The following is a 20677-nucleotide window of genomic DNA, read 5'->3' as shown; positions in this document are numbered from 1 at the left end:
ACGGACACGTCCGGCACCCACGATCGAGCCATGAGGATCGCGCTCGTCACCGAGACCTTCTATCCCGCCGTCGACAGCACGACGACGACGCTCAAGGCCACTGCGGACCAGCTGATCGACCGCGGGCACACCGTCCGGATCATCGCGCCGGGTCCGGGCCTGGCCAGCTATCGCGGCTGCGACGTCGTCCGGGTCCGGCCGCTGGAGCCCGCCGGTGGCCAGGTCCGGTCGGCCATCGAGGACTTCGCTCCGCACGTGGTCCAGGCCCACTCGCCGCGCAACGTTGGCCGCAAGGCGCTCAAGCACGCACGCGCCGCCGGCATCGCGACCGTCGCCGTCGAGCAGTCCCCCGTCCACGACCTCGCGGCCGACTACTGGCGGGCCAAGGTCGCCGGCCGCGCCGACCGGGTCCTGGTCACCGCGCCGTGGATGGTCGAGCGGGCAGCCGACCTGGGCGTCGACGCCGCCCTGTGGGAGCCCGGTGTCGACGCTGCAGCCTTCAACCCTGCCCTGCGTGACCAGTGGCTGCACACCTCGTGGTCGAAGGCCAAGGCCGGCAGCGGACGCCGGGTGGTCGTCGGCTACGTCGGCGGACTCCACCGTGCTGCCGGCGTACGACGCCTGGCGGACCTGGCCGCGGTCCCCGGCATCCGCCTCGTGATCGCGGGCGCTGGACCCGAGCGGGACTGGCTGGCGCGGCGCGTGCCCGGCGCCCGCCTCACGGGCCCCCTGTCCACCGGCGACCTCACTGTCGCGCTGCCGACCTTCGACGTCCTCGTCCACCCGGGCGAGCACGAGACCGACTGCCACACCCACCGGGCCGCGGCGGCCTCGGGCGTGCCGGTGGTCGCTCCCCGGTCGGGTGGTGCACGCGACGTGGTCCGGCACCTCGAGACCGGGGTCCTGCACGACCCCGGCAGCCCTCGCGACCTGGTGCGGGCGGTGACCGCGGTGGCGGCCGATCCCCAGCGGCACCTGCTGGGCGAGGCGGGCCGCGCGGCCGCCCTCCGACGCTCGTGGACCGACGCGGTCGACGATCTGGTCGACGTCCACCTGCCGGTCAGCGCGTCGGTCTGACACGTCAGACGACCACGCGGTCGGCCCCGGCGTAGAGGTTCATCGACCCGCCACGCAGGAATCCAACGAGCGTCAGGCCCTGCTCCTCGGCCAGGTCCACGGCGAGCGACGACGGCGCGGAGACCGCAGCCATCGCGGGGATCCCGGCCATCACGGCCTTCTGGACCAGCTCGAACGACGCGCGGCCGCTCACCATCAGCACCGTCCCCCGCAGCGGCAGCCACCCCTCACGCAGCGCGTGTCCGACCACCTTGTCCACGGCGTTGTGGCGGCCGACGTCCTCCCGGAGCACCAGGAGCTCGCCGGCGGAGTCGAAGAGTGCGGCAGCGTGCAGGCCGCCGGTCCGCTCGAACACACGCTGACCCGCGCGGAGCCGGTCGGGCAGCGTGGCGAGCAGGTCGGGGGTGAGCCGCAGCGGGTCGTCCGTCACCGACCACGAGGATGCGGTCCGGACCGCGTCGAGGCTGGCCTTGCCGCAGACGCCGCAGGAGGACGTCGTGTAGAACGCCCGCTCCACCGACGGGTCCGGCGGCGCGACGCCGTCGGCGAGAGCGACGTCGACCAGGTTGTAGGTGTTGCCGTCGTCGACCGTCGCTCCCGCGCAGTAGCGCGCGCTCACGACCTCCTCCGCCGCGCGCACGACGCCCTCGCTGACGAGGAAGCCGATGGCGAGGTCGAAGTCGTCTCCGGGGGTGCGCATCGTGACCGCCAGCGAGCGGCCCCCGACACGGATCTCCATCGGCTCCTCGGCGGCGAGCGTGTCCGGTCGCGTGGACGCGACGCCCTCGCGCAGCCGGACCACCGGGCGTCGTACGGTCACGCGACCCATCAGCGCGCCCGAGCCTCGAGCCGCACGATGACACCCTTGAAGGTCGGGGTGTTGCTGACGGCGGCCACGCTGTCGAGGGGCACCAGCACGTTGGTCTCCGGGTAGTACGACGTCGCGGAGCCGCGGGCCGACGGGTAGGCGACGACGGTGAACTCCTCGGCCCGCCGCTCGGAGCCGTCCGGCGCGACGCTCACGAGGTCGACGACGTCACGGTCCGCGAGGCCGAGCTCAGCGAGGTCGTCGGGGTTGACCATGACCACGCGACGGCTGCCGTGGATGCCGCGGTAGCGGTCGTTGGACGTGTAGGGGATGGTGTTCCACTGGTCGTGGGAGCGCACGGTCTGCAGCACGAGGTGCCCCGGCGGCGTCACGATCCAGTCGAGCTCGTTGCGAGCGAAGACCGCCTTGCCGCTGGGGGTTGGGTAGCGGCCCGCGTTGATGGGACTGGGCAGCCGGAAGCCGCCGGGCTCGGCGACACGGCGGTTGAAGTCCTCGAACCCCGGGACGACGCGGGCGATGCGGTCGCGGACCAGGCCGTAGTCGCCCTCGAAGTCCTCCCAGGGGATCGCCCCGCCCTCGCCGAGGGTGCGCCGGGCCAGCCGGCTGATGATCGCCACCTCGCTCAGCAGGTCGGGCGACGCGGGCTCGAGCCGTCCCCGGGAGGCATGGACCTCGCTCATCGAGTCCTCCACGGTCACGAACTGGTCGCCGCCCGCCTGCACGTCGCGGTCGCTGCGCCCCAGGGTCGGCAGGACGAGGGCGACCTCGCCGCACACGGCGTGGGAGCGGTTGAGCTTCGTCGAGACCTGCACGGTCAGCCGGCAGCGGCGCAGCGCCTGCTCGGTGACGTCGCTGTCGGACATGGCGCGCACGAAGTTGCCCGCCACGCCCATGAAGATGCGGGCCCGGCCGTCGCGCATCGCGCGGACCCCGTCGACGGAGTCGTAGCCGTGCCGGGTCGGCGCGGTGAAGGAGAACTCCGCACCCAGGGCGTCGAGGAATGTCTGCGGCATCCGCTCCCAGATGCCCATCGTCCGGTCGCCCTGGACGTTGCTGTGGCCGCGTACCGGGCACACACCCGCGCCCTCCCGGCCGAGATTGCCCCGCAACAGCAGGAAGTTGACCATCTCTCGGATCGTCGCGACCCCGTGGCGGTGCTGGGTGATGCCCATCGCCCAGCACACGATCACCCGCCGGCTCGCGAGGACCCGGTCCGCGAGCTCCTCGATCTCCTCCCGCCGCAGGCCGGTCGCGTCGAGCACGTCGGACCACTCGACGCTTCGCACGTGACGCGAGAACTCCTCGAAGCCGGTCGTGTCGGAGGCGATGAAGTCGTGGTCGAGCACGGTGCCCGGCGCCGCGTCCTCGGCGTCGAGCAGCAGCCGGTTGAGCATCTGGAACAGCGCGAGGTCCCCGCCCGGACGGATCTTGAGGAACTGGTCGGCGATCTCCGTGCCGCGGCCGACGACACCGCGTGGCTTCTGGGGGTTCTTGAAGCGCAGCAGTCCCGCCTCGGGCAGCGGGTTGACCGCGACCACCTTGCCGCCGTTGCGCTTGGTCTGCTCGAGGGCCGACAGCATCCGCGGGTGGTTGGTGCCGGGGTTCTGGCCGACGACCACCACGAGGTCCGCGACATGCAGGTCGGCGAGCGAGACCGTGCCCTTGCCGATGCCGAGCGACTCCCCCAGCCCGGAGCCGCTCGACTCGTGGCACATGTTGGAGCAGTCGGGGAGGTTGTTGGTGCCGAAGGCGCGAGCGAAGAGCTGCAGCAGGAACGCCGCCTCGTTGCTGACCCGGCCCGAGGTGTAGAACATCGCCTCGTCGGGCGAGGCCAGTGCGTTCAGCTCCTCGGCGAGGAGGGAGAACGCCTCGTCCCAGCCGATCGGCTCGTAGTGGTCCGCGCCGCTGCGCTTCACCATCGGCTCGGTCAGGCGGCCCTGGTCGTTGAGCCACCGGTCGCTGCGTCCCGCGAGGTCGTCGACTGAATGCGTCGCGAAGAACTCCCGCGTGACCCGGGCGGTCGTCGCCTCGTCGGCGACGTGCTTGGCGCCGTTCTCGCAGTACTCGTTGGCCGGACGGTGAGCCGGGTCGGGCCAGGCGCACCCCGGGCAGTCGATGCCGTCGACCTGGTTGAGCTTGAGCAGCGTGAGCGCCGTACGACGGGGGCCGGCGTGGGTCAGCGCGTACTCCATCGCGTGCCGCACCGCAGTGACACCCGCGGCGACCTCCTTCGGAGGGCTGATCTCCAGATCGTCGTCCACCTCGTCGCTCGACCTCATGCTGCCAGCGTCCCTCGCTGGTGGTGACGGGTCAAAGACCTTCTTTCCATCACGCGATAGGCGACGGTGATCACCACGGTAAGGGTCACCTTACGTGCATATGTCACATGACGCGTGTCACCTACCCGTCAGTAGCGGGCGTAGTCTGACCCCTCGTGGCAACAACATCTGGGACGAAGCGACCTCAACTGGTGACGGGCGCACGCGCAGCCCGATCGACCATCGCCCTCAAACTGCTCATGGCCGTGAGCGGTCTGCTGTTCATCGGCTTCGTCGCCGGTCACATGTACGGCAACCTCAAGGCGTTCTCCGGTGAGGAGAAGTTCAACGACTACGCGCACCACCTGCGCGAGCTCGGCGAGCCGATGCTCCCCTACGAGGGCTTCCTCTGGATCATGCGTGTGGGCCTGATCGTGGCGCTCGTCGTCCACGTCGCCTGCGCGATCGCGCTCTGGAAGCGCGCGGCGACCGCCCGCCCGGTGAAGTACGCCGTCAAGAAGAACACGGGCTCCACGCTCTCCTCGCGCACGATGCGCTGGGGCGGCCTGACGATCCTGGTCTTCATCGTCTGGCACCTGCTCAACTTCACGATCGTCAAGATCAACCCGAGCAACGGCGAGACCGGCGACCCGGACCACAGCCCCTACGGCCTCCTCGTCGAGACCTTCGACCTGTGGTGGATGACGCTGATCTACCTGGTCGCGATGCTCGCCCTCGGCTTCCACCTGCACCACGGCACGTTCAGCTCGCTGCAGACCCTGGGCCTGACCAACTCCGCGACGTCGCGCGCCCGCGCCCGCACCGCGGGCTGGGTCGTCGCGATCGTCATCGCCGGCGGATTCTCGCTGGTTCCGCTGTCCGTGCTCGTCGGCATCATCGAGAAGTAAGGGGCCAACGACATGGCTGCAGGAACCCACTACCTCCCCGGGCTGACGCCCACCAACGAGCCGTCGGTCCAGAAGTCCGACGACGCTGCCGGCTTCTACGAGCTGGGTGAGAAGCTGGTCGACGAGAAGGCCCCCACCGGCCCGATCGAGGAGCGCTGGACCACCCGCAAGTTCGAGAACCGCCTGGTCAACCCGGCCAACCGCCGCAAGCTCGACATCATCATCGTCGGCACCGGTCTGGCCGGTGGCGCCGCCGCTGCCACGCTCGGCGAGGCCGGCTACAACGTGAAGTCCTTCTGCTACCAGGACTCTCCGCGCCGTGCGCACTCGATCGCCGCGCAGGGTGGCATCAACGCCGCCAAGAACTACAAGGAGGACGGCGACTCGACGTACCGCCTCTTCTACGACACGGTCAAGGGCGGCGACTACCGCGCCCGCGAGTCCAACGTCTACCGCCTCGCGGAGCAGTCGGCCAACATCATCGACCAGTGCGTCGCGCAGGGCGTCCCCTTCGCCCGTGAGTACGGCGGCCTGCTCGACAACCGCTCGTTCGGCGGCGTGCAGGTGTCCCGCACGTTCTACGCCCGCGGCCAGACGGGCCAGCAGCTGCTCCTCGGTGCCTACCAGGCGATGGAGCGCCAGGTCGCGGCCGGCACGGTGGAGGCGTTCACCCGCCACGAGATGCTCGAGCTCATCGTCGTCGACGGCAAGGCCCGCGGCATCGTGGCCCGTGACATGGTCACCGGCGCCATCGAGACCCACCTCGCCGACGTCGTCGTCCTCGCCTCGGGCGGCTACGGCAACGTCTTCTACCTCTCGACCAACGCGATGGGCTCCAACGTCACCGCCGCGTGGCGCGCGCACCGCAAGGGCGCCTACATGGCCAACCCCTGCTACACGCAGATCCACCCGACCTGCATCCCGGTGACGGGCAGCCACCAGTCGAAGCTGACCCTGATGTCGGAGTCGCTGCGCAACGACGGCCGGATCTGGGTGCCCAAGAAGGTCGAGGACTGCGAGAAGGACCCGCGCGAGATCCCCGAGGCCGACCGCGACTTCTTCCTGGAGCGGATCTACCCCTCCTTCGGCAACCTGGTCCCCCGCGACATCGCCTCGCGTGCCGCGAAGTACATGTGCGACGAGGGCCGCGGTGTCGGTCCCGAGATCGAGGAGCTGCAGCCCGACGGCACGACCAAGAAGGTCCGCCGCGGGGTCTACCTCGACCTCACCGACGCCATCAACCGCCTGGGCAAGGAGGCCGTCGAGGAGAAGTACGACAACCTCCTCGACATGTACGAGCGGATCACTGGCGAGAGCCCGTACGAGCTGCCGATGCGGATCTACCCGGCCGTCCACTACGTGATGGGCGGCCTGTGGGTCGACTACGAGCTGCAGTCCAACATCCCGGGCCTGTTCGTGACCGGTGAGGCCAACTTCTCCGACCACGGCGCCAACCGCCTGGGCGCCTCGGCGCTGATGCAGGGCCTGGCCGACGGCTACTTCGTGCTGCCGAACACCATCCGCGACTACCTCGCGGACGGCCCGTTCGAGAAGGTCGCCGAGGACCACCCGGCCGTCGTCGAGGCCCTCGCCTCGGTGACGGAGCGGGTCGACAAGTTCATGTCGATCCAGGGCACCCGCTCGGTCGAGAGCTACCACAAGGAGCTCGGCTCGATCATGTGGGAGTACTGCGGCATGGACCGTCGGGAGGAGGGCCTCAAGACCGCGATCGCCAAGATTCGCGCGCTGCGTGAGGACTTCTGGACCAACGTCAAGGTGCTGGGTTCGGCCGACAACATCAACCAGGACCTCGAGAAGGCCGGCCGCGTCGCCGACTTCCTCGAGCTGGGCGAGCTCATGTGCATCGATGCGCTCAACCGTCGCGAGTCCTGCGGCGGCCACTTCCGTGGCGAGTCGCAGACCGAGGACGGCGAGGCGCTGCGCCACGACGACGAGTTCGCCTACGTGGCGGCCTGGGAGTGGGGCGGCGACTCGAACGACGGCGGCCAGCCGGTCCTGCACAAGGAAGACCTGATCTACACGGCCATCGAGATGAAGCAGAGGTCCTACAAGTGAAGTTGACACTCAAGATCTGGCGGCAGGAGAACCCGACCGCCACGGGTGCGATCCACACGTACGAGCTCGACGGCGTCGCGAAGGACATGTCCTTCCTGGAGATGCTCGACCTGCTCAACGAGCAGCTCGTGCTCACCGGCGAGGAGCCGGTCGCGTTCGACTCCGACTGTCGCGAGGGCATCTGCGGCATGTGCTCGCTGATGATCAACGGCGAGGCGCACGGCCCGGAGGTCACCACGACCTGCCAGCTGCACATGCGCTCGTTCAACGACGGCGACACCATCACCATCGAGCCGTGGCGCGCAGAGCCGTTCCCGGTCCTCAAGGACCTGGTCGTCGACCGCTCCGCGTTCGACCGGATCATCCAGGCCGGTGGCTACATCTCCGCCAACACCGGCTCCGCGCCCGAGGCCAACTCGGTGCCCGCGCCGCGCGACAAGGCGATGCGGGCGTTCAACGTCGCGACCTGCATCGGTTGCGGCGCCTGCGTCGCCGCCTGCCCCAACGGCTCGGCCTCGCTGTTCATGGGCGCCAAGATCACCCACCTCGGTGAGCTGCCCCAGGGCCAGCCGGAGCGCTGGTCGCGCGTCGTCGACATGGTCGGCCAGCACGACCACGAGGGCTTCGGTGGCTGCACCAACATCGGCGAGTGCGCCTCGGCGTGCCCGAAGGAGATCCCGCTCGACGTGATCTCGCAGCTCAACAAGGACCTGCGGACCGCCATGAAGAACGGTCTCTGACCGGCTCCAGCACTCAGTTTCCACCGTCCGGCCCGTCGCGATCCCGCGGCGGGCCGGTCGTCATCTGTGGGACGATTCCGCCTGTGGGGGTCGCCCAGATCGCTGCGTGGGTGCAGGAGCGCCACGATCAGCTGCACATGCGCCGGTGGATGCTGGAGTTCGACCAGCGCGACGTCGAGCGCGAGTTCCGGGCCGTCGACGACCTCGCCGGGATCCGCCAGGCGCCGTTCGCGCTGACCATCGCCGTGTTCTTCATCGCCGTCTACGGCGCGGTCGACGCCGTCGTGCTCACCGACGAGCCCGCCACGCTGGTGCTGCGCTTCGCCATCGTGCTGCCCACGGTCGTGGTCTCCGCCGTGATGCTCCTCACGGTGCCGGTCGTACGGCGCCACCTCCAGCTCAACAGCGTGCTGCTGATGGCCTTCCTCATCCTGACCCTGGGCACCGTGATGGCGGCCGTCACGGACCTGCCGCCGGAATACGTCCGGACGTCGATGACGGTCACCCTGATCGGCGCCATCGGCCTGCTGCGCCTGCGGATGCACGCAGCCGTCGCGGGCGTGACGATCTATGGCGTCGCCAGCCTCACCCTTCCCGGTGTGCAGGCAGACGTCGACACGTACCTGTCGAGCCACCTCGCCCCGACCGTCGGCCTCAGCACGATCGCCGTGATCGTCGCCTATGCCCTCGAGCGGCTGCGCCGGACCGACTTCCTGCGGCAGCGGGAGGTGGAGATGGAGCTGCGCCGCTCCGACGACCTGCTCTACAACATGCTGCCCGTGCCCATCGCCGACCGGTTGCGCACCGAGCGTGGCGCGATCGCGGAGTCGGCCGACGAGGTCAGCGTGCTCTTCTCCGACATCGTCGGCTTCACGCCCCTGTCGCAGTCGCTGCCCGCCGAGCGCGTCGTGGCCCTGCTCGACGCGATGTTCAGCGAGTTCGACCGGCTGTGCGAGCAGCGCGGGATCGAGAAGATCAAGACCGTCGGCGATGCCTACATGGCCGTGTCGGGACTGCCCGTGCCCAACCGCGACCACGCCGCGTCGCTCGCCGAGCTGGCGCTCGACATGCAGCGCGCGTCGACCCGGCTCTCGGACGACTGGCCGACCCCGATCGCGCTGCGAATCGGGATCGCCTCGGGACCAGTGGTCGCCGGCGTGATCGGGCAGCGGAAGTTCGCCTACGACCTGTGGGGCGACACCGTCAACACCGCCAGCCGGATGGAGTCCCACGGTCGGCCGCACCGGGTGCAGGTGTCGGAGTCGACCTACCGGCTGCTCGAGCACCGCTACGTCTTCAGCGAGCCGCAGCAGGTCGAGGTCAAGGGCAAGGGCGCGATGACGACGTACTTCCTCCTCGGCGCACCGGCCTGAGACCGCCCGGAGCCTCGTGTCGTAGGGTCGCTCCCGTGTCGCAGCCGCCGCCGAACTTCCCGCCGCCGCCCGGCTTCCCTCCCCCCGGTCCCCCGCCGCAGGGGTCGGGTTCGGGCTCGAACCGCACGCTGCTGTGGGTCAGCATCGTGGCGGTCGTCGCCGTGCTGGCCGTGGCTGCGGTGCTCGTCGCGGTCCTGGTGACCCGCGGTGACGACGGGGACGACGACAAGGATCGCGACGCACGCGAGGACCGGTCGAGCACGTCCACCGACGCCAACAGCGCCTCAGCGGGCCCCACCGAGGCGAGCAGCGCCATGATCGAGCCCACCGAGGCGAGCAGCGCCACGACTTCGGCGGCGCCGGTCGACATCACCAACGCCGAGCTCGACGGCCAGTGGTACGGCCGCTACCGCTGCGCCCAGGGCGCCTCCGCCGGACGTCTGCGGATCACCGCCGTCGAGGGCAGCACCAGTGAGCTGACCGCCGTCTTCCGCTTCGGCGCCTCGACCAACAACGCCGGCACCCCGCCGGGCGCCTACCGCCTCGACGGCGAGGTGGTCGACGGGATCATGACGCTGCGGGCGGGCGACTGGATCGAGCGGCCGGACGGCTACATCTCGGTGGACATGATCGCGATCATCACCGACCCCGCGCCGGACGTGCTGGACGGCGAGGTCAACTACGCCGGCTGCAGCACCTTCCACTTCGAGCGGAAGTGACGCAGGACCCGTCCGCGGGTCAGTCGCGCGTGGCGCGCAGCGCCTTCCAGCCCAGCGCTCCGAGCAGGCCGGCGATCGTGAAGTTCACGACGATCAGCACGGTGTGCGCGACCCAGTAGCCCGTCGCCCGGTCCTCGCCGGACTCGTAGGCGCTGTAGAGGTTGCGCGCGAAGTTGCCGAAGGAGAAGACGTTCCAGGCGGCAACGGCCAGGAGCAGGATGGCGTGCTTGCGTTCGAACTTCACGCGTCCATCCTCCCAGCCGGTCCCCCGGTCAGCGGAGGCGGCGTCGACGGCGCCGCACCGACGTGGCCAGCGCGCCGGTGAGGCTGCCGGCGACGAACGCCGTCACAGCCCGCCCACCGGCCGGCGGATGCGAGCGCAACGGCTCGGCGTAGGGCCGGACCGTGTCGGGCACGGGCTCCACGCCGGCCTCCTCCTCCATCGCCGCCAGTCGCTCGGCGCGCTCGGCACGGGCGACGGGCTCCGTGTGGGCCCAGGCCGCGGCATAGAGGACCACCCGCGAGAAGTAGTTGATCCAGACCAGCAGGATCAGCGCGATCCCGAAGGCCTGGAACGCCGGCTGCCCCTTCGTGCCCGTGAGCAGCAGTCCGGAGAGCTGCTTGAGGGCCTCGAAGCCGACGGCGCCCAGCCACGCCCCGGCCCACAGCGCCCGGTCACGCACGGGCGGGTGGGCCAGCAGCCGGAAGATGAGGAAGAACAGCGCACCGGAAGCAGCGAGACCGATCCCGATGCCGATCACGGCGACGAGCCACCCGAGGCCATCGCCGAGCCCCACGAGGTCGAGCGCCTGGCGCGACGTGCGGGTCAGGACCGCCGAGGCGGAGACGCTCAGCAGCAGCACCAGACCGAGGACGACCAGCACGGTGAGGTCGCGCAACTTGCCGATCACGAAGCTCGGCTCGAGACGGTCCGGCAACTCGAAGACCACGCCGAGCGCGGTCCGCAGCGACGACAGCCAGCCGAGGCCGGCGTACAGGACACCGGCGAGACCGATCAGTCCGACGGCGCCGGCAGCGGACTGGATGTCCTCGAGCGGCACCTCGTTGGCGCCGTTGCCGACCAGACCGGGCAGCACCTCCTCGATCGCCTCGAGCAGCGCGTCTTGGGCGTCGGGGAAGACCTCCGCGACGTAGCCGACGGCGAAGAAGGCGAGCGCGAGGACCGGGAAGACGGACAGGAAGCCGAAATAGGTGACGCCGCCGGCCTGCTGGCTGCCCTTGACCTCGGTGTAGTGCTCCTGCATCCGCACCACATGGTCGACGACGGGCCAGCGCTCCCGGGCGCGGGCGAGGGACTGCTTGGCGCGGTCGACGAGTGACATCACAGCGGGAAGGTGCGAGTCGCCTTCCAGCCCTCCTCCGGATGATGGACGTACAGGTGGAACTCCGATACCCGGAAGCGGCAGTCGAAACCTGCCAGATCGTCGAACGCGCGATCGAGGGCGGCGTCGTCGAGGTGATGGGCGACCGTCACGTGCGGGTGATAGGGGAAGTCCAGGTCGATCGCGAGGGGACCCTGCCGGACCGCCTCCGCGAGCTGCTCGCACTGCGAGATGCCCTCGACGAGGCCGATGAACACCACCGGCGACACGGGACGGAACGTGGCCGTCCCGCGCAGGTGGACGTCGAAGGCCGGGATCTGCGCCGCGGCCGACGCCAGGTGCTCCTCGAGCACCCCGAGGTCGTCGTCGACCTCGATGGGCGGGATCAGGGTGACGTGGCTGGGCACACCCTCGGCCGTCGGGTCGCCGATCGCCTGTCGGTAGTCGTAGAGCTCGCTGGCCCACGGCTCCGGTACGGCGATCGCGACACCGATCACCGGCATCAGGAATCAGCCCGCAGGGCGGTCGGGGCGACGAAGCCGATGCGCTGGTAGACGTCGCGCAAGGTGCTCTCGGCGACCTGGCCCGCGACCTCGGCACCCTGGGCGAGCACCTGCTGGAGGTGGTCCTGGGCATCGAGCAGCTCGAGGGTGCGCTCGCGGAACGGGGTCACGAAGTCGACCACCACGTCGGCGACGTCCTTCTTGAGGTCGCCGTACATCTTGCCGGCGTACTGCTCCTCAAGGGCGGCGATGGACTCGCCCGAGAGCGCGGAGTGGATGGTCAGCAGGTTGCTGACCCCCGGCTTGGCCCCGAGGTCGAAGCGCACCTCGGTCTCGGAGTCGGTGACGGCCGAACGGATCTTCTTGGCCGTCACCTTGGGGTCGTCGAGCATGTCGATGATGCCGTTGGGCGACGAGCTCGACTTCGACATCTTCCGGGTCGGCTCCTGGAGGTCGTAGATCTTCGCCGTGGCCTTGAGGATGTAGGGCTCGGGCAGCCGGAAGGTCTTCTTGAAGCGGCCGTTGAAGCGCTGCGCGAGGTCGCGGGTCAGCTCGAGGTGCTGGCGCTGGTCCTCGCCGACGGGCACGTAGTGCGGGCGGTAGAGCAGGATGTCGGCGGCCATCAGGACCGGGTAGGCGAAGAGTCCGACACTGGCGGCGCCCTCGCCGCCCTTCGCCGACTTGTCCTTGAACTGGGTCATGCGGCGCGCCTCACCGAAGCCCGTCAGGCCGTTGAGCACCCAGGCCAGCTGGGCGTGGGCGGGGACGTGGCTCTGCACGAAGATCGCGGACTTCTCCGGGTCCACCCCGGCCGCGAGGAGCTGCGCAGCGCCGCGGAGGGTGCGCTCGCGGAGCAGCTTGGGATCCCAGTCCACCGTGATCGCGTGCTGGTCGGCGATGAAGAAGAACGGCTGGTGGTCGCGTTGGAGGTCCACCCACTGCCGGACTGCGCCCATGTAGTTGCCGAGGTGGAAGGAGTCCGAGGTCGGCTGGATGCCGGAGAGGACCCGCGGGCGGGCCGCTGCCTCGGGCACGGCCGGCTGCGCAGTCTCCGGCGCGGGCGTGTGCGCGGTGGTGGCGGACATGCCGACGATTCTCTCAGGCCGTCCCCCGCCGGTGCACGAGGGCCGACACCAGCAGGATCAGGACGCCGACCACGGCCAGTCCGGCGCCGACGAGGGCCGGGGCGCGGTAGCCGTGCCCCGCGGCGATGACGACGCCGCCGAGCCAGGCGCCGAGAGCGTTGGCCGCGTTGAGCGCGGCATGGTTCATCGCCGCGCCGAGGGTCACCGCTCCCCCAGCGACGTCCATGAGCCGCAGCTGGAGGTTGATGACGAGGACCGAGCCGGCGGCGGTCACGGCGAACGCGACCGGCAGCAGGAGCCAGCCGTGCGGCGCGGCCACGAAGTAGACGAGCATCAGCAGCACGCCGATCACGCCGGACCAGATCAGGCTCCGATAGACCGACCAGCTCGCGAGCTCGCCCGCCACCCACGTGCCGACCACCATGCCGAGGCCCAGGGCCAGCACGAAGAACGGGACGGTCCCCTTGTCGAGGCCGCCGACCACGGTGACGGTCTTGGCGATGTAGGAGTAGACGGCGAACATGCCGCCGAACCCGACGGCGCCGACCGCCATGGTCAGCCACACCTGGAGGCTGCCGAAGAACTCCCGCGCCTCCTTGCGGCCGCTGGCCGCCGGGTCACCGGGGACGGCCGGCACGAGGGCCAGCACCATCGCCGCCGTGACGAGGGCGAGCAGGCCGCCGAGCAGGTAGGTGGACCGCCAACCCACCTGTTGCCCGAGGAAGGTCGCCAACGGCACGCCGACGACGTTGGCGACCGACAGGCCGAGCATCACCCCGGCGACGGCCCGGCCCCGGTGCTGCGGGAGCACGAGGGAGGCGGCCACCAGACTCGCGACCCCGAAGTAGGCACCGTGCGGGAGCCCGTCGAGGAAGCGCGCGGCCGCCAGCACCTCGTAGTTGGGCGCGGCGGCGCTGAGGAGGTTGAAGGCGGCGTAGGCACCCATCAGGCCGACCAGCAGGCCGCGGCGGGCCAGCGCGGCGCCGAAGAACGCGAGGATCGGTACGCCGACCACGACGCCCAGCGCGTAGGCGGAGATCACGTGGCCCGCAGTGGGCACGGAGACGTCGACGCCCGCGGCGATCTCGGGCAGCACGCCCATCGTCATGAACTCGGTCGTGCCGATCGTGAAGCCACCGACCGACAGCGCCACGATCGAGACGCCCGGCCGTCGCGACTCGACGGCGGGACGGGGCTCGGTCACGGCGTCGAGATCGGTGGGCACGACGAGTCACAACAGCGGCGGAGGCCGCCGCATTCCGACCATGGGGCGGATCACACCATCGATCACACCATCGCGAAGGGCGACACCTTCATGCCCAGCGCCAGGGCACCGGCGAGCTCGGCCGTGACGTCGTGGTCGAACACGACGTGACCGGCGAGCACCTCGACGTCACGCCGGTAACGCTGCAGCGGGTGGTCGAGGAAGTGCGCGCTCGCACCCGAGGCGCCGATCAGGCCGCCGATGACGGCCCGGGACTCCTGCACGACGTGGGCGGCGGCGAGGCGGGCCTCGGCCCGCAGCGGCTTCGGGACCGCGTCGCCGGCGGCGACGAGCGCCTCGATCCGGGCGACCGTGCCCGCGACGAGCCCGTCGAGCGCGCGCAGCCGCACCTGGGCGTCCGCCAGGCGCACCTGGGCGACCGGCTTGTCCATCTGCTTGGTGCCCTCGAAGCCCATGACCCGCTCGGCCAACCGCTCCGCGAAGAGCTCGGTGACCCGCTCGGCACTGCCCAGCGCGACCATCGACGCCGCGAGGGCGAGCGCCGGCACCATCGGCCAGCGATAGGCCGCCGCCGCGTGGAGGGAGGCCCCTGGCGTCGTACCGGCGTAGATGTCGATCACCGAGAGCACCCGGTGCTCCGGGATGAAGGCGTCGGAGACCACGACGTCGTTGGATCCGGTCGCCCGCATCCCGTCGGTCTGCCAGGTGTCGATCACCTCGGCCTCGTCGAGGGGCAGCAGGCACAGCATCGGCAGGCGGGCGTCCTCGGGGCCGCACAGGGCGCCGACCATCAACCAGTTGCCGTGGAGCACGCCGGTGGCCCACGACCACCGGCCACTGAGCCGGACGCCGCCGTCGACCGGCTCACCGCGGCCGTTGGGCGCCAAGGGTGCCGGGGCCAGCACGGGGCGGTCGCCGGCGAACACCTCCTTCTGCGCCTGCTCCGGGAAGAGCGCCAGCATCCAGTTGTGGAGGGTGTAGAAGCCGAGCGTCCACGCGGTGGAGCTGCAGCCGTGGGCCAGGCGGCGGATCGGGTCGAGGATGGCCGGCCACGGGGCCTCGTCGCCGCCGAAGCAGGACGGCACCAGCAGGTCGGCCAGTCCGGACGCGGCGTAGTCGTCCATCGTCTCCGTGGACAGGCGGCGCTCGACGTCGGCCTGCTGGGCGCGCTCGCGCAGCTGCTGGACGAAGGTGTCGGTGATCATGCGATGGCTCCTTCGGCGATGACGCCCGCGGCGACGAGCGCGTCGTAGTCGAGCCCGGCGCCGGCGATCGCGTCGGCCAGCACCGCGCGGGTGTCGGCCCCCAGCGGCGGTCCTGGAGTCGGTACGTCGGGGCGCGACCGCGAGAACTTCGGCACGACACCGGCGCTCGGGACGGCGTGGCCGGCGGCGTTCGTGAGGCGCAGGATCATCTCCCGCGCCCGGTAGTGCTCGTCGTCCAGCATCTCGGCGGCCGAGTAGATCTGACCGGCGGGCACGCCTGCGTCGGCGAGCTCGGCGAGCAGGTCCTTCGCGTCGCGCTCGGCGGTCCACGCCCCGATGAGGGCGTCGAGCTCGGTCGCATTGGCCCCACGGCCCTGGTGGTCGGCGAAGCGCTCGTCGCTGGCCAGCTCGGCCCGCCCCATCGCCTTCATCAGTCGGCCGAAGACCGCGTCGGCGTTGGCGGCGACGATGACGCCCGAGCCGTCACGGGTCGGATAGACGTTGGAGGGCGCGACCCCGGGCAGGACCGAGCCCGAGCGCCCGCGGGTGACCCCGGCCAGCTCGTGGTCGGCGAGGGTGGACTCCATCAGCGCGGCGACGGCCTCGTAGATCGCGACGTCGACCTCCTGGCCGTGTCCGCTCCGGTGGCGCTCGTTGATGGCCGCGAGGGTGCCGATCACGGCGAAGAGAGCGGCCAGCGAGTCGCCGAGGCTGACCCCGGCGCGGGCCGGCGGGCGGTCGGGGTCGCCGGTGGTGTGCCGGATGCCGCCCATCGCCTCGCCGATGCTGCCGAAGCCTGCGTCCCGCGAGCGCGGGCCCGTCTGGCCGTAGCCGCTGACGTGCACCATGACCAGGCCCGGGTTGGTCTGCGCCAGGGTCGCGTGATCGAGCCCCCACCGCTCGAGGAGCCCGGGCCGGAAGTTCTCCAGGATCACGTCGACCTCGTCCGCGAGGCGTCGCAGCACCGACCGCCCCTCCTCACCGTGGAGGTCGAGCGCGACCGAGCGCTTGCCGCGGGCGATGGTCGGCCACCAGAGGCTCTCGCCGTCCAGGGTCTGTCCCCACGTCCGCATCGCGTCGCCCTTGCCCGGCGGCTCGATCTTGAGCACCTCGGCGCCGTAGTCCGCGAGGAGCTGGCCTGCGAAGGGGCCGGCGATGAAGCTGCCGAGCTCGAGCACCCGAATGCCGTGGAGAGGTCCCGTCATGTCCAGATTGTATACAATCTGGCCGGGCGTGGGAAGAGGCTAAACTGAGGCGCGGTAGCCTTCGCCCGTGACCGGATCACCGACGCGCACCGCTGCCCCCTCGGCGTACCAGCAGATCCGGACGGCGATCATCGAGGGCCGCTACGAGCCCGGTGCCCGCCTGGTCGAGCAGCGGATCGCCGAGGAGTTCGAGCTCTCCCGCACGCCCGTGCGCGAGGCGCTGCGCACGCTCGAGGCAGAAGGTCTGGTGCGCATCGAGCCGCACCGCGGGGCGACCGTGCGCTCCCTCGACGTCGACGACGTCGTCGACCTCTATGCGTTGCGGGCACGCCTGGAGGGATACGCCGCCGAGCTCGCCGCCCAGCGCCACGAGACGGACGAGCTCGTCGAGATCGACGAGGGCATCGCGGCGTTCGGCACGGCACTCGACGCCGGGCCGAAGGACCCGCTCAAGCGAGCTCGCGCACTCGATGCCGCCAACGCGCGGATCCACCTCGGGATCGCCGTCGCGTCACGTCACCGGCATCTGCAGCAGATGCTGCTGCGGACGGTCGACGTGTCGCTGGTCTTCCGGGCCTTTCGGGCGTTCAGCCCGGAGCAGGAGCGACAGTCGCACGAGTTCCACCAGATGATCCGCGGCGCGATCGCTGCTCGGGAACCGGGGCGGGCGGGGGCGCTGATGGTGGAGCACATCCTGCAGGGGCGCGACGTGCTGCTCGAGGGACTGCGCGATCAGGGCCAGTTGCCGGCCCGCGACAGCTGACCCGGGATCGGGTCCCCACCCAGTTTCCCCTGCAGCCACGCGGCATTGGCGACCACCGCGTCGAGGTCGAGACCGGTCGCCACGCCCATGCCGTGGAGCAGGTAGACGAGGTCCTCGGTCGCGATGTTGCCGGTCGCGCCGGGGGCGAACGGGCACCCGCCGATGCCGCCGGTGGCTGCGTCGAGCGCGTGGATCCCGGCCTCGACCGCGGCCACGGCATTGGCGTAGCCGGTGTTGCGGGTGTTGTGGAAGTGGGCGCGACGCCGGACGTCGGGGGCACGCTCGGCCAGGCCGGCGACCAGTCGGGTGACGCGGTCCGGCGTGCCGACGCCGATGGTGTCGGCGAAGGAGATCTCGCTGATGCCGAGGGCCGCGAGCTCGGTCGCGAGCTCCAGCACCCCGGCCTCCGGGACATGTCCCTCGAACGGGCAGCCGAAGGAGCAGGCGATCGTCACGCTGAACGGCAGGTCGGTCGCCGCCTTCATCCGCGCGATCTCGACCATCGTCTCCGCCACCGACATCCGCTGGTTGCGCTGCGAGAAGGTCTCGGAGGCGACCAGGACGGCGTTGAGGTCGTCGACGCCCGCGGCCACGGCCCGCTCGAGACCACGCTGGTTGATCACCAGCGCCGACCGGATCCGGCCCTCTCCCCCGGCCAGGCCGGCGGCGACCTGCTCGGCGTCGGCCATCGCGGGCACCGCCTTGGGATGGACGAAGCTCGTGATCTCGACCCGACCGGTCCCCGCGGCGAACGCCCGCTCCGCATAGGCGACCTTGTCGGCGGTCGACAGTTCGCGCGACTCGTTCTGCAGACCGTCGCGCGGCCCGACCTCGACGATCTCGACGGTGCGCTCGGTGACCATGACTGTATACAATCACGGCATGACCGTCGAGGCGAACGACCTCCTCGCAGCGTTGGCCCGACCCGACATCGTCGGCGCCACCCGGCTGCCGGCCGGCGCCTCCCGCCAGACGTGGCTGCTCGCGCGCACCGACCAGGCGCCCCTGGTGCTGCGCCTCAACACCCCGGGGTCGATCGACACCGAGGCGTTGCTCCGCGAGGCCGTGCTGATGGACGTCGCCGGTCGCCACGGCGTGCCCAGCCCGGAGGTCATCGCCCACGGCACCGGCCCGGGCCCCCTCGCGGCGGGCTACGTCCTCATGTCCTACGTCGAGGGCGAGTCCGTGCCGCAGCGGATCCTCCGCGACCCGGCCCTGGCCGGCTTTCGCGACGGCTTCGCGGACGAGTGCGGCCGGGTCCTGGCGCGCCTGCACGCAATCGACCCCGACACGGTCGCCGAGGCCGAGCTCCCGACCGACGACCAGCTGGACTCCTGGCGCGCAGTGCTCGACGCCGAGCCGGAGCCTCACCCCATCCTCAGCCACGTCGCCGCCTGGCTCGAGCGACACCGGCCCGCCCCCGTCGCCCCACGCCTCGTCCACGGCGACTTCCGCCTCGGCAACCTCCTCGTGTCCCCCACCGGCACCGACGCCGTGCTCGACTGGGAGCTCGCCCACCTCGGCGACCCGGTGGAGGACCTCGCCTGGCTGACCATCCGCGCGTGGCGGTTCGGGGCCGAGCCGGAGGTCGGCGGCTGCGGCTCCGTGGACGACCTCGTGTCGTCGTACGAGAGGGAGGGCGGAGGCCTCGTCGATCCCGACCGCCTGCGCTGGTGGCAGGTCATGGGTTGTTTCCGCTGGGGTGTCATCTGCCTCCACCAGGTCAGCCGCCACCTCAGCGGCGCGGAGCGCTCCGTCGAGCTCGCCGCCATCGGCCGTCGGGTCGCCGAGGCGGAGTACGACGCGATGCTGCTGCTGACCTGAGCTGCGCCACGGCGAAGAGCGCTAGACCAGCGAGGACGGGCCACAGCGCCAGGCGCTCGAAGGCGCCGGACGCGGAGCCGTCGCCGACGAGCGCGAACGCGACCGCTGCCCCAGCTGTCGCGAGTCCCAGGCCCAGCAACGCAGTCGCCAGCCGCGGTCGGGCCGTCCGGAGTCGCGCCCCCAGCACGATCAGCGCGATCGGCTGCGCCACGAACAACGGTGTCGCGGCGATCGCGTGCAGCGCGGCGTCCTGGTCGAGCGGCGCGAGGCCCGTGGCGACCGAGCTGAGGCCGGACACCACGAGCAGTCCCGTTGCCCAGGGTCCCAGCGGGCGCGCGAGCAGCAACGCTCCCAGGGCCAGCAAGCCACCGAACACCACGAACGAGCCGTTCATCAGCTCGTGCCGCGGCGAGCAGTACGTCGCCGAGCACCCCACCTCACCGAGTCGACTCACCGAGTCGGACACGAAGCTGTAGCCGCCGGTCGTCGCCGCCGCCACGACGAACTCGGTCACGACATAGATCGGACGGAAGAGGAGCGCCACCGCACCCCAGGCCTCGGGGTCTCCGAGGCGCCGCCGTCCTCGCTCAGCCCGCATCCAGCAACCCTACGGACCGATCGCTCAGCGCTCGTCGGCTACGGCGCGATCCACCACGGCAAGTAGCTGACCGTGAAGCGTGCTCCCACCTCGCCGCGGAGACGATCGACCAACGCCTCGGCTCGCTGCTCGAGCTCGGCGTACGCATCCGCTGTGCGGAGCTCGGGATGCGCATCGAAATGGCTGATGTCGTTGCTCGCGAGCGGACTATGACATCGTCCTACTTTCGCGGCGCTTTCGACACGGTCCGGCCCTCACTTCGTGAGCGGCACCTGGTCCTGGTCCGCGTCGATGATCAGCGTCCAGGCGCGCAGTCCCGGCATGAATACTGGACTTTCTCATGCTTCCAACAGGGCACAGGCTCGCGGGTCGATCGCGCCGAAGAGCGCGCACCGCTTCCCCCGCTGCGCGGGTTGGCGAGGGTCGCCACGCGACCATCGACGGTGAAGGCCACGCCTTCGCTGGCCAACACGGATCTCGCCCAATCGACCCAACGCCGACTGTGCTCGTCCTCCTCGTCGAGGAGGGTGCCGTTGGCCTTGACGACTCTCCACCAAGGGATGTCGTGATTCTCGGCGGGAGTGGACTTCCAAGCGTCGTTGTCGGGCCGATTGCCAAGAACGTTGCCGACGGCGCGCGCGTGGTTCCGGGTGAGTCCAACCCTCTCTGCAAGATCGCCGTAGGTGATGACGGTGCCCACCGGTATGGCGCGAACAGCGGCGTAGACGGCTTGGGGGTCGATGGTCATGGATCGATTGTCACAGCACTGCCCGACAGAACGACGTGACTCGTTGATGAGCTCAGCGGGATTGCCCACAAGCACTGCAGGCGGGTGACCGCTAGGCGCGCCGGCTCGCGGCGGAATGCCCGTCGCTCCCGCTCAGGCGACCGCGTCGCGCCAGCTGATGTCGAGTCGGTGGGGCCAGGATTCTGGCCAGCCGGGTGG

At 70.8% G+C, this 20677-nt stretch carries 20 protein-coding genes; 8 read left to right on the top strand and 12 right to left on the bottom strand.

The window, feature by feature from the left end:
* The first annotated feature begins 30 nt into the window (after window positions 1–30).
* Complete coding sequence (locus E9934_RS17740) at window positions 31–1077, top strand: glycosyltransferase (RefSeq protein WP_136564241.1); 1047 nt, start codon at window positions 31–33, stop codon at window positions 1075–1077.
* A 4-nt stretch (window positions 1078–1081) separates the two neighbouring features.
* Here the strand turns inward: E9934_RS17740 and fdhD are convergent, their stop codons facing one another.
* Both fdhD and E9934_RS17730 read right to left on the bottom strand, forming a co-directional pair.
* A complete protein-coding gene (fdhD, locus tag E9934_RS17735) occupies window positions 1082–1906 on the bottom strand; it encodes a formate dehydrogenase accessory sulfurtransferase FdhD (protein ID WP_136564240.1) in 825 nt (274 codons plus the stop codon).
* Entirely contained in the window at window positions 1906–4185 is a 2280-nt protein-coding gene (locus E9934_RS17730; RefSeq protein ID WP_136564239.1) for an FdhF/YdeP family oxidoreductase, read from the bottom strand. The genes fdhD and E9934_RS17730 overlap by 1 nt, the downstream gene beginning before the upstream one ends.
* 155 nt (window positions 4186–4340) lie before the next feature.
* Between E9934_RS17730 and E9934_RS17725 the strand changes: the two genes are divergently transcribed.
* From E9934_RS17725 to E9934_RS17705, 5 genes are all read left to right on the top strand, one after another.
* Window positions 4341–5072, top strand: a complete 732-nt coding sequence (locus E9934_RS17725; RefSeq protein WP_275106649.1) for a succinate dehydrogenase cytochrome b subunit — start codon at window positions 4341–4343, stop codon at window positions 5070–5072.
* Between the two features lie 12 nt (window positions 5073–5084).
* Window positions 5085–7148: a fumarate reductase/succinate dehydrogenase flavoprotein subunit gene (locus E9934_RS17720; protein ID WP_136564238.1), complete on the top strand. Its 2064-nt coding sequence runs from the start codon at window positions 5085–5087 to the stop codon at window positions 7146–7148.
* A complete protein-coding gene (locus E9934_RS17715) occupies window positions 7145–7888 on the top strand; it encodes a succinate dehydrogenase/fumarate reductase iron-sulfur subunit (RefSeq protein WP_136564237.1) in 744 nt (247 codons plus the stop codon). The genes E9934_RS17720 and E9934_RS17715 overlap by 4 nt, the downstream gene beginning before the upstream one ends.
* Before the next feature lie 83 nt (window positions 7889–7971).
* Window positions 7972–9261 carry an adenylate/guanylate cyclase domain-containing protein gene (locus E9934_RS17710; protein WP_136564236.1) on the top strand — a complete coding sequence of 430 codons (1290 nt, stop codon included), beginning with the start codon at window positions 7972–7974 and terminating at the stop codon, window positions 9259–9261.
* 35 nt (window positions 9262–9296) lie between these two features.
* Window positions 9297–9980: a hypothetical protein gene (locus tag E9934_RS17705; protein WP_136564235.1), complete on the top strand. Its 684-nt coding sequence runs from the start codon at window positions 9297–9299 to the stop codon at window positions 9978–9980.
* A gap of 19 nt (window positions 9981–9999) precedes the next feature.
* Here E9934_RS17705 and E9934_RS17700 read toward each other — a convergent pair whose 3' ends face one another.
* From E9934_RS17700 to E9934_RS17670, 7 genes are all read right to left on the bottom strand, one after another.
* Window positions 10000–10224: an SCO4848 family membrane protein gene (locus E9934_RS17700; protein WP_136564234.1), complete on the bottom strand. Its 225-nt coding sequence runs from the start codon at window positions 10222–10224 to the stop codon at window positions 10000–10002.
* A 28-nt stretch (window positions 10225–10252) separates the two neighbouring features.
* Window positions 10253–11323, bottom strand: a complete 1071-nt coding sequence (locus tag E9934_RS17695) for a YihY/virulence factor BrkB family protein (RefSeq protein WP_158295055.1) — start codon at window positions 11321–11323, stop codon at window positions 10253–10255.
* Window positions 11323–11826 (bottom strand): 2'-5' RNA ligase family protein, encoded by a 504-nt coding sequence (locus tag E9934_RS17690; protein ID WP_136564232.1) that lies wholly within the window; start codon window positions 11824–11826, stop codon window positions 11323–11325. Before E9934_RS17690 ends, E9934_RS17695 begins: the two co-directional genes overlap by 1 nt.
* Complete coding sequence (gene trpS, locus E9934_RS17685; protein ID WP_136564231.1) at window positions 11826–12911, bottom strand: tryptophan--tRNA ligase; 1086 nt, start codon at window positions 12909–12911, stop codon at window positions 11826–11828. Before trpS ends, E9934_RS17690 begins: the two co-directional genes overlap by 1 nt.
* A gap of 13 nt (window positions 12912–12924) precedes the next feature.
* Window positions 12925–14136, bottom strand: a complete 1212-nt coding sequence (locus tag E9934_RS17680; protein ID WP_136564230.1) for an MFS transporter — start codon at window positions 14134–14136, stop codon at window positions 12925–12927.
* A 62-nt stretch (window positions 14137–14198) separates the two neighbouring features.
* Window positions 14199–15341, bottom strand: coding sequence for an acyl-CoA dehydrogenase family protein (locus tag E9934_RS17675; protein WP_136564229.1), 1143 nt, complete (start codon window positions 15339–15341; stop codon window positions 14199–14201).
* Window positions 15338–16546 (bottom strand): CaiB/BaiF CoA transferase family protein, encoded by a 1209-nt coding sequence (locus E9934_RS17670; RefSeq protein WP_136564228.1) that lies wholly within the window; start codon window positions 16544–16546, stop codon window positions 15338–15340. Before E9934_RS17670 ends, E9934_RS17675 begins: the two co-directional genes overlap by 4 nt.
* Before the next feature lie 67 nt (window positions 16547–16613).
* On the opposite strand from E9934_RS17670, the gene E9934_RS17665 reads away from it, so the two are divergent.
* Window positions 16614–17309: a GntR family transcriptional regulator gene (locus E9934_RS17665; protein WP_136564227.1), complete on the top strand. Its 696-nt coding sequence runs from the start codon at window positions 16614–16616 to the stop codon at window positions 17307–17309.
* On the opposite strand, the gene E9934_RS17660 is transcribed toward E9934_RS17665, so the two are convergent.
* Window positions 17279–18172 carry a hydroxymethylglutaryl-CoA lyase gene (locus E9934_RS17660; RefSeq protein WP_136564226.1) on the bottom strand — a complete coding sequence of 298 codons (894 nt, stop codon included), beginning with the start codon at window positions 18170–18172 and terminating at the stop codon, window positions 17279–17281. The two genes, E9934_RS17665 and E9934_RS17660, sit on opposite strands and share 31 nt — an antisense overlap.
* A gap of 19 nt (window positions 18173–18191) precedes the next feature.
* Here E9934_RS17660 and E9934_RS17655 point away from each other — a divergent pair, with 19 nt between their 5' ends.
* Window positions 18192–19133 (top strand): phosphotransferase family protein, encoded by a 942-nt coding sequence (locus E9934_RS17655; RefSeq protein ID WP_136564225.1) that lies wholly within the window; start codon window positions 18192–18194, stop codon window positions 19131–19133.
* Here the strand turns inward: E9934_RS17655 and E9934_RS17650 are convergent.
* Entirely contained in the window at window positions 19045–19731 is a 687-nt protein-coding gene (locus E9934_RS17650; RefSeq protein WP_136564224.1) for a DUF998 domain-containing protein, read from the bottom strand. The two genes, E9934_RS17655 and E9934_RS17650, sit on opposite strands and share 89 nt — an antisense overlap.
* A gap of 295 nt (window positions 19732–20026) precedes the next feature.
* Window positions 20027–20479 (bottom strand): MGMT family protein, encoded by a 453-nt coding sequence (locus tag E9934_RS17645; RefSeq protein WP_136564223.1) that lies wholly within the window; start codon window positions 20477–20479, stop codon window positions 20027–20029.
* Between the last annotated feature and the right edge of the window lie 198 nt (window positions 20480–20677).

This window comes from Nocardioides caeni (genome assembly GCF_004912195.1).
Taxonomy (GTDB): domain Bacteria; phylum Actinomycetota; class Actinomycetes; order Propionibacteriales; family Nocardioidaceae; genus Nocardioides; species Nocardioides caeni.
Note: the sequence above shows the minus strand (reverse complement) of the source record. Positions and strands in the feature narration are given on the sequence as shown.

Coding starts and splice junctions, on each gene's coding strand:
- E9934_RS17730 (WP_136564239.1), bottom strand. CDS start 4,185: ATGAGGTCGAGCGACGAGGTGGACGACGATCTGGAGATCAGCCCTCCG.
- E9934_RS17645 (WP_136564223.1), bottom strand. CDS start 20,479: ATGACCATCGACCCCCAAGCCGTCTACGCCGCTGTTCGCGCCATACCG.
- E9934_RS17660 (WP_136564226.1), bottom strand. CDS start 18,172: ATGGTCACCGAGCGCACCGTCGAGATCGTCGAGGTCGGGCCGCGCGAC.
- E9934_RS17695 (WP_158295055.1), bottom strand. CDS start 11,323: ATGTCACTCGTCGACCGCGCCAAGCAGTCCCTCGCCCGCGCCCGGGAG.
- trpS (WP_136564231.1), bottom strand. CDS start 12,911: ATGTCCGCCACCACCGCGCACACGCCCGCGCCGGAGACTGCGCAGCCG.
- E9934_RS17740 (WP_136564241.1), top strand. CDS start 31: ATGAGGATCGCGCTCGTCACCGAGACCTTCTATCCCGCCGTCGACAGC.
- E9934_RS17675 (WP_136564229.1), bottom strand. CDS start 15,341: ATGATCACCGACACCTTCGTCCAGCAGCTGCGCGAGCGCGCCCAGCAG.
- E9934_RS17720 (WP_136564238.1), top strand. CDS start 5,085: ATGGCTGCAGGAACCCACTACCTCCCCGGGCTGACGCCCACCAACGAG.
- E9934_RS17670 (WP_136564228.1), bottom strand. CDS start 16,546: ATGACGGGACCTCTCCACGGCATTCGGGTGCTCGAGCTCGGCAGCTTC.
- E9934_RS17650 (WP_136564224.1), bottom strand. CDS start 19,731: ATGCGGGCTGAGCGAGGACGGCGGCGCCTCGGAGACCCCGAGGCCTGG.
- fdhD (WP_136564240.1), bottom strand. CDS start 1,906: ATGGGTCGCGTGACCGTACGACGCCCGGTGGTCCGGCTGCGCGAGGGC.
- E9934_RS17655 (WP_136564225.1), top strand. CDS start 18,192: ATGACCGTCGAGGCGAACGACCTCCTCGCAGCGTTGGCCCGACCCGAC.
- E9934_RS17690 (WP_136564232.1), bottom strand. CDS start 11,826: ATGCCGGTGATCGGTGTCGCGATCGCCGTACCGGAGCCGTGGGCCAGC.